Origin of the sequence: Bacillus sp. 7884-1 (assembly GCF_002272245.1) — a bacterium.
GTDB lineage: Bacteria > Bacillota > Bacilli > Bacillales > Cytobacillaceae > Neobacillus.
In genome coordinates this window covers 1-7,072 of the sequence record NZ_NPDD01000265.1, presented here as the reverse complement: position 1 = coordinate 7,072, position 7,072 = coordinate 1, and the positions used below count along the sequence as shown (strand labels likewise).

Below are 7,072 nucleotides of genomic sequence, written 5' to 3'. Positions count from 1 at the left end.
TCCTGCGGGAGGACGGGGCAGGGGAGACCCCGCAGGCGCTAAGCGCCGAGGAGGCTTCCCGAACCGCCCGCGGAAAGCGAAGTGCCTCGTGACAGACAAAAAAACGCCTGTCACTGCGGTGATTATTCGAAGAAGCTTTCCTTAGTGGAGCGCAAATCAACAGACAAATTAACACAGACAAAAACAAGACTAATTAAGGACGATTAAATATACAATAATCGTCCTTATTTTTATAATGAAGAAGGAGTTATCATAATGAAGTATTTTAAATCACAAATGAAACAGTTAGTAAAAGAAAATAAAGAATTGCAGATGCACTTAAAAGAGTTGATTAATGAACATGATCTTGAAAAGAACTTTGCACTTAAGGCATTGTATCACTCTGAAGTAGCAGATGGCGGCAGGTACCAGACAGCTTATCAAGCACTCGATGTGCCGAAAGAGTAAGCTAATTTAGAAGAGGGGAAAAACATGGATATAAGAAATATTTTATTAGTCAGCCCAATGTATAAAGAACTTCAAGTATTAATAGAAAAGGAAGACCCAGGAAAGTCCATTCGATTTATTCCTGAGGAAAAGCTTACCCAGGCTGATTTAAGCTGGGCAGATGCGCTTGTTTCATTTAATCTAAAAGCTGACTATGATTATAGCTCAGTGAAATGGGTGCATTCGCTGGGTGCAGGGGTTGACCGTTTTTTATTTAAGAAGGAATGGAATGATGAAATCCTATTAACCAGAACGATTTGTTCGTTTGGGCAGAGAATTGCAGAATATTGTTTAAGTTACATCCTGAAGGATTTACAATTTCATGATACCTTCCATGAGCAGCAGCAGCAAAAAAAATGGGAGCAGCGTACACCTAAATTAATAGGAAATCAAAAAGTTCTTGTTTATGGAACCGGCGAAATCGGTCAAATGATTGCGAAAGTTTTTTCTGAGCTAGGAGTAGACGTCTATGGGGTTTCTTTAAGTGGAAAAGAAAAAGAATATTATACAGAAGTCTTGAAGCTGGATTCCCATTATTCACGATTAAATGAAATGAATTATGTGATCAATACTTTGCCGTTGACAGAACGGACAGAAAAATTATTCGACAGTTCCATCTTTAGTCGACTTACAGAGGCAGGATTTATTAATGTGGGAAGAGGGGCTTCGGTAGATGAAGAAGCCTTACTGCAGGCTTTGACTGACAACCAAGTCAGTTTTGCCGTACTCGATGTCTTTGCACAAGAACCACTTCCAGAAAACAATCCATTATGGAGTCATCCAAGGGTTCAAATTACTCCACATATTTCTGCCGTTACAACAGCAAATGAGGGGGCAGCTTGCTTTCTAGAGACTCTCAAAAACATCGATGAAAACAAGCCACTTACCAATAGAGTAGATACAATAAAAGGCTATTAGAGTTAATTCAATGGAAAACCCGAAATAAAGGGTTTTTTTTCTTTTTCATAGAATCTATCGCGAATTGAAAGCCATATAGTGACAATCCTCTTAAAAGAAATAATAATGCCACATGAATAGGTTTGAATCTTACTAAAGATACGATGTTTAATTGTTTTAAAATCTTTACTCTAGGAAAAGCAATAAGAAAATGGCCAATACCATTGATAATGATAAATTTCAAGAATTTTCCATAATGGTATTTTAAAGTCCATAATGCTGCAATAAATTCTGGACCTATTATAAAAGGGACACTGCCACTGATTTTCGGATGAATACTGGTGTAAAACCGCCACCAATTTTTCTTTTCTGCATTGATGTGCACAAGTGTATTGACAAGGGTAACGAAAATAGCCGCTGGAAGATATTTTTTAATGGTTCTCCTCCCTAATAGCGGTAATGAAAACCAAGGTAGAATCATCATAACGACTAGCAAAAATCTTGTTTTATTCATTCAACACCTCCGTATTTTTAGAATGTGTACAGGTATTGATAATATTCATCTACATATGATACCGCTTTAAAAATAGTAATGAAATGTTCACAAGTGAAGAGTAGAAAATAAGGTAAAATGAACTTGTATCGTATTTATGTGAAAAAATTCACAAATGATAGAATAAACCATTTTAGTTTTTCATAAAACAGAGGTGACACATCATGGGAGAACTTTCAATAAGTGCCTTACTATTAAGATTTCTATTAGGGGGAACAGCCGTAGCTGTTTCAACACTTGTTGCAAGGAATTTAGGAGAAAAAGCTGGGGGAATCTTTGCAGCTTTTCCAGCGGTGTATTTAGCGGCTTTATTGACAGTGGGTCTGGACTTTAGTGGAGAGGAATTAGTAGCTCACTCCATTCTATTATCGAAAGGCGCCATCGTCGGCATGGGGATTAATATTCTAGTGGCGATACTTGCAGGATACCTCTTGCCAAGACAAGGCTGGAAACGCGGTCTTATCCAGGCTATGGGATTTTGGTTGATTGTATCAATGGCGGTTGTGATGATTACAACTTACTCGTGAGAAAGGGTGCAACTTATGTATAAAGATTTACTGATTCGCTTTATTCTCGGCGGGGCAGCCGTGATGGTAAGCTATATGATAACGGTCATTTCTCCGTGGAAGATTCTTGCTGGGATCTTCGCCGCATTTCCAGCCGTGATGATTACAGCCGTTTTAATGGTAGGAATTGCTTCTGGTTCAAAGAAGGCTGCTAAGATTGCAAATGGATCGGTTTTTGGAATGATTGGCGGTGTTGTCTGCGTGGCAACGGTTTGGGCCGTATTACAAGTCAGTGCCAATTGGGCATTGAGTATTGTACTTGGTCTGGTGTTTTGGCTGGGAAGTTCCATTATTGTATCGACATTAAGAGACAAGCTTAAAAATAGCGTTAGGGTAAATATTCTGTCTGATATTTTGGTAAGACATAAATGATTTAAAAACAAGACGGCTGTATGCCGTCTTGTTGATTGTTCGTATTGTGTGACTCAATATATGGCTTATTCCTCAGTTCCTTCGGTACCGTCTTCATTTTGTTCTGTTTCTTCTGTTTCGGTATCATCATTTCCAGTATCGCTACATCCAGTGGCAACTCCAAGCAACATAAAAACTGACATCAAAGCAACTAACCAAGTTTTGTAACTTTTCATCTTAAAATTCCTCCTTGAATGCTTGCTATTTGTACTACAGGATTATCATACAAGCTTTGGAGAAGAAATATATTGGATTTGCCATTTCTTAACATTCATTAACATCTTCTTTAAAGTACTTCAAACTAAATGAATTAAATTTTACAAATAATTAATAAGATTGCATACTTAAAGCAAACATCTTAGTAATGTTTATTTTGTTTGCTACATAAACAAATAATGATTGACCATGAACTTTTAATTTGTTACTCTATACTTAACTTTTTTTCTTATCAAGAAACTTATTACACGAAACGAATTGTTAAATAACAATTTTAATATATTGATAAAATTATATAACACTAGAAGGTGGGTATAAATGAACTTACAAGCAGATGTTTGTATCGTTGGCGGCGGACCTGCAGGGACATTACTCGGACATTTATTAGCTAAAAACGGTGTATCTACCATTATTCTTGAACGCTCTACTGGAGTTAATCGTCAATTCAGAGGCGAACATATTAACGCTGAAACAGAGGCAATTCTAAAAGAACATCAATTATTTGAGAGAATAGAAGAGCTAGGTATTCTTAAAATGAAAAAAGTTGAATACTTTGCTGGTAGAAATATAGTGAAAAGCATTACACCCGGAAACCATGAGGATCATGTAGGTATTCATGTGCCTCAAGCACATTTATTAACTGCTATCATCGAAGAGTCAGAAAAAAATAATCATTTTCAACTATTATTTAACACCACTGTTAAAGAACTGATTCAAGATGAACAAGGATACTATACAGGTGTAAAAGCAACACAGAATGGGGAAGAAATCCACATTTCAAGCAAGGTTACGATAGGTGCAGATGGCCGCTACTCAACAGTCAGGAAACTTGCAAAAATCCCAACGATTGAAATGACACACGGGTATGATGTTCTGTGGGCAAAAATCCCGGCTCCAGAAGGTTGGGAACCGACAACAAGAATGGTTCTGGTAAACGGACATCAGTTGGCATTGTTTTCACAGACGGGAGGACTCATCCAAATCGGCTGGAATATTGCTGAAGGGTCATTTCCTACCTTAAGAAAAAGCTCGTTACAGCCATTTGTTGAGCCATTGATTGAAAGCTTTCCGGAACTAGAACAAAGTGTAAAAGAACACCTTCAATCTTGGAACAACTTTGTCTGTCTAAAAGTTCAAAGCTCGCGATGTGAAACATGGGTAGAGGACGGATTAATCCTCATTGGGGATGCTGCACATACCATGACGCCAACAGGTGCCATTGGAATTAATTGTGGAATGAAAGACGCTCATATCTTAGCGCCAATCCTAACAAAAGCATTATATGAAAATAAAATTCAGTCAGAGTATCTAAAAATATTCGAAATGAACAGAAGAAACGAAATCAAAACACAACAAATCATGCAAGTAAAACAAGAAACAACATTAGCAGAGAAATTCGCATAGGTGACAATAATACGGTGACAGGCACCAAATATACAATAAATCGCTTATATGCAGCGGTTTTGTATATTTGGTGCTTTTTTGTTTGTGATGTATTAGTAGGATTGGTTTGGATGGGAAATTATATGTTTATCGATTATGAAGGGGTTAATGATATGAATTTGAAGTTTCAGCTTACTCGCGCCTTTATTATTAGCCTGGTTTCGCTCGTGGCTTTTAGTTTAGTGGCCATTCTCATTAGGGCAGATATGATTATGGAATTCGATCAAAGCGTCATCGGAGCCGTTCAATCCCAAGAGTCTCCATTCCTCACAAGGATAATGGAGTTTTTTACAGTGGTTGGTTCAACACAAGTAGTAGTCGTATTATGTTTATTGATTATCTTTTTTCTCTATAAGGTACTGCACCACCGGAAAGAATTGATATTATTTATTGCTGTCGTTGCAGGATCACCTTTGCTAAACCTATTACTCAAAGAAATCTTCCAAAGAGCGCGTCCTGATTTACATCACCTAATTGAAATTGGTGGATATAGCTTTCCAAGTGGGCATGCCATGAATGCTTTTACGGTGTATGGAACTCTTACCTTTCTACTTTGGCGCCATATCTTTAATAGGGCAGGTAGAATCCTTTTACTCCTGTTTAGCGCCTTTGTGGTCTTTATGATAGGGATAAGTAGAATATATTTAGGTGTCCACTACCCAAGCGATGTAATTGGCGGGTATTTTGCCAGTGGTTTCTGGCTGGCCACATCGATCTGGTTCTTTCAATGGTATATGGAAAGACAACCGCGTCCGGCTAGTAGGATGCTAAAAAGATCTTAAAAATTTCAAACAAAGGGACTAGAAGCATGAAATTTATTACAACGAAACAATGGGATGAAGATCTGTGGCAAAAGACCAGAGATATCTATAATGTTGCTTTTGGTGAGCATGCAACCAAACCTGAAAAGATTATTCGAAATATGTTTGCAAAGGTGCTTAGTTCTCTACATGTGTTAATCGAAAACGATAAGGTTTTTGCCATGGCACTGACGGGTTCAATGCCAAACTCAAGTGTACTGCTGCTGGATTACTTAGCGGTACGAAAGGATTTACGCGGTCATGGATTTGGACAAGAACTTTGTGAATACATCAAAGAATGGGCACGGTCACAGACTCAATTCAAACGTATTCTGGTTGAAGTAGAATGTGATGAAACACCAGGAAATCTAGCCAGAATTCATTTCTGGGAAAAATGTGGTTTTCAGCTGTTAGATGATTATCAACATTGCTATAAATGGGGACCGCAACATTACATGGCGATGGTTCTTTTCCTTAAAGGTAAGCCTGCTACTCCATTAAAAGGGGAAGATTGCCTTAAATATATGGCAACATTTCATAAAGAATCCTACAAATTAGGCTAGTACCTTTTCGAGGGAAACTGTAGAATAATGGTAATAATTTCTGCAGTTAAGAAAGGGGAGAGTTAGAATGATTACATATCCATTTTTGAAAAAAAGGGCAACTATAGGAGTAACGGCACCTTCATCAGGTGTGGAAGAAGAGCTTCATGAGTTAGTGAAACTTTCATGCAGTCGACTAGAAGAAAGAGGCTATAGTATTATCTGTGGTGATACCGTTTGGACTCAGGATAAAGCAAAATCTTCTCCTGCTAAAAAACGTGCCCAAGAGTTTAATGAAATGATGAAGGATGAAACCATCAATCTTGTCCTCCCTCCGTGGGGTGGAGAGCTACTTATTGAAATCCTAGAAGAGCTTGATTTTGATAACATGAATAATAAGTGGGTGCTCGGTTATTCGGATACGAGCATGTTGCTGCTGGCCATTACGTTAAAGACAGGTATTGCTACGGCACATGGAACGAACTTAATTGATTTAAGAGGCGAATTTTCTGATGATACTACTGCTATGTGGGAGAGTGTTTTATCAACAAAAACAGGATTATCTATTACCCAATTTTCATCAGAAAAATATCAACAGATGTGGCAGCATGATAACCCATCTCCTTGTGTTTTTCATCTAACAGAGGAAACCAAATGGAAAACCGTTTCAGGTGAAAAGGTAAAGGCTAAAGGGCGTTTGCTGGGTGGGTGCATTGACATCATTAGACATCTAATTGGTACCCCTTTTGGGGATTTACAGAATTTTAGGGAAAATCATATTCACGAAGAACCCATCATGTGGTATTTTGAGAATTGTGATTTAAAAACGACAGATTTGCGCAGGTCGTTAGTACAGATGAAATTAGCAGGTTGGTTTGAAAACTGTTCCTGTATTATGTTTGGTCGTAGTTCTGCCAATGAATCAGTTGAAAACTATACAATCGAGGATGTTTACCAAGACTTGTCCGATGAGCTCCAAATCCCGATAGTTTATGACATTGATTGTGGTCATGTTCCGCCACAAATTACATTTGTGAATGGTGCATATGGTGTGGTTGAGGTTGAAGAAGGTAAAGGGACAATAGTGCAATACTTTAAAGTGTAGAATAGTAGACTCGTTCCCTTCGAATCATAAAAATGGTTGCTGAGGGAATCAGT

General features: G+C 38.0%; 10 protein-coding genes. 8 read left to right on the top strand and 2 right to left on the bottom strand.

Annotated elements, in window-relative coordinates; translation table 11 throughout:
- Positions 1–255: 255 nt before the first annotated feature.
- Positions 256–447: a hypothetical protein gene (locus tag CHI06_RS27280; protein WP_095251783.1), complete on the top strand. Its 192-nt coding sequence runs from the start codon at positions 256–258 to the stop codon at positions 445–447.
- A 24-nt stretch (positions 448–471) separates the two neighbouring features.
- Positions 472–1,404, top strand: a complete 933-nt coding sequence (locus tag CHI06_RS27275) for a D-2-hydroxyacid dehydrogenase (protein ID WP_095251782.1) — start codon at positions 472–474, stop codon at positions 1,402–1,404.
- 7 nt (positions 1,405–1,411) lie between these two features.
- Here CHI06_RS27275 and CHI06_RS27270 read toward each other — a convergent pair whose 3' ends face one another.
- The gene (locus tag CHI06_RS27270; RefSeq protein WP_095251781.1) at positions 1,412–1,897 is read right to left on the bottom strand and encodes a hypothetical protein; all 486 of its coding nucleotides are present in this window, start codon (positions 1,895–1,897) and stop codon (positions 1,412–1,414) included.
- A 203-nt stretch (positions 1,898–2,100) separates the two neighbouring features.
- On the opposite strand from CHI06_RS27270, the gene CHI06_RS27265 reads away from it, so the two are divergent.
- Together CHI06_RS27265 and CHI06_RS27260 are read left to right on the top strand one after the other, a co-directional pair.
- On the top strand, positions 2,101–2,463 hold the full coding sequence (locus tag CHI06_RS27265) for a DUF3147 family protein (RefSeq protein WP_095251780.1): 363 nt from the start codon (positions 2,101–2,103) through the stop codon (positions 2,461–2,463).
- A gap of 15 nt (positions 2,464–2,478) precedes the next feature.
- Complete coding sequence (locus tag CHI06_RS27260; RefSeq protein ID WP_095251779.1) at positions 2,479–2,874, top strand: DUF3147 family protein; 396 nt, start codon at positions 2,479–2,481, stop codon at positions 2,872–2,874.
- 65 nt (positions 2,875–2,939) lie between these two features.
- Here the strand turns inward: CHI06_RS27260 and CHI06_RS30115 are convergent, their stop codons facing one another.
- Positions 2,940–3,089 (bottom strand): hypothetical protein, encoded by a 150-nt coding sequence (locus CHI06_RS30115; RefSeq protein ID WP_179292805.1) that lies wholly within the window; start codon positions 3,087–3,089, stop codon positions 2,940–2,942.
- Positions 3,090–3,447: 358 nt separating this feature from the next.
- Between CHI06_RS30115 and CHI06_RS27255 the strand changes: the two genes are divergently transcribed.
- The 4 genes from CHI06_RS27255 to CHI06_RS27240 all read left to right on the top strand — a co-directional run bounded on the left by CHI06_RS27255 (position 3,448) and on the right by CHI06_RS27240 (position 7,019).
- On the top strand, positions 3,448–4,533 hold the full coding sequence (locus CHI06_RS27255; RefSeq protein ID WP_095251778.1) for an FAD-dependent monooxygenase: 1,086 nt from the start codon (positions 3,448–3,450) through the stop codon (positions 4,531–4,533).
- A gap of 152 nt (positions 4,534–4,685) precedes the next feature.
- Positions 4,686–5,354 carry a phosphatase PAP2 family protein gene (locus CHI06_RS27250; protein ID WP_095251784.1) on the top strand — a complete coding sequence of 223 codons (669 nt, stop codon included), beginning with the start codon at positions 4,686–4,688 and terminating at the stop codon, positions 5,352–5,354.
- A 26-nt stretch (positions 5,355–5,380) separates the two neighbouring features.
- The gene (locus tag CHI06_RS27245) at positions 5,381–5,935 is read left to right on the top strand and encodes a GNAT family N-acetyltransferase (protein ID WP_095251777.1); all 555 of its coding nucleotides are present in this window, start codon (positions 5,381–5,383) and stop codon (positions 5,933–5,935) included.
- Between the two features lie 67 nt (positions 5,936–6,002).
- Positions 6,003–7,019, top strand: a complete 1,017-nt coding sequence (locus CHI06_RS27240; protein ID WP_095251776.1) for a S66 family peptidase — start codon at positions 6,003–6,005, stop codon at positions 7,017–7,019.
- Positions 7,020–7,072 lie beyond the last annotated feature (53 nt).

Bases quoted from the DNA above. Each gene is read 5' to 3' on its own strand.
- CHI06_RS27280 (WP_095251783.1), top strand. From the start codon at position 256: ATGAAGTATTTTAAATCACAAATGAAACAGTTAGTAAAAGAAAATAAA.
- CHI06_RS27275 (WP_095251782.1), top strand. From the start codon at position 472: ATGGATATAAGAAATATTTTATTAGTCAGCCCAATGTATAAAGAACTT.
- CHI06_RS27270 (WP_095251781.1), bottom strand. From the start codon at position 1,897: ATGAATAAAACAAGATTTTTGCTAGTCGTTATGATGATTCTACCTTGG.
- CHI06_RS27265 (WP_095251780.1), top strand. From the start codon at position 2,101: ATGGGAGAACTTTCAATAAGTGCCTTACTATTAAGATTTCTATTAGGG.
- CHI06_RS27260 (WP_095251779.1), top strand. From the start codon at position 2,479: ATGTATAAAGATTTACTGATTCGCTTTATTCTCGGCGGGGCAGCCGTG.
- CHI06_RS30115 (WP_179292805.1), bottom strand. From the start codon at position 3,089: ATGAAAAGTTACAAAACTTGGTTAGTTGCTTTGATGTCAGTTTTTATG.
- CHI06_RS27255 (WP_095251778.1), top strand. From the start codon at position 3,448: ATGAACTTACAAGCAGATGTTTGTATCGTTGGCGGCGGACCTGCAGGG.
- CHI06_RS27250 (WP_095251784.1), top strand. From the start codon at position 4,686: ATGAATTTGAAGTTTCAGCTTACTCGCGCCTTTATTATTAGCCTGGTT.
- CHI06_RS27245 (WP_095251777.1), top strand. From the start codon at position 5,381: ATGAAATTTATTACAACGAAACAATGGGATGAAGATCTGTGGCAAAAG.
- CHI06_RS27240 (WP_095251776.1), top strand. From the start codon at position 6,003: ATGATTACATATCCATTTTTGAAAAAAAGGGCAACTATAGGAGTAACG.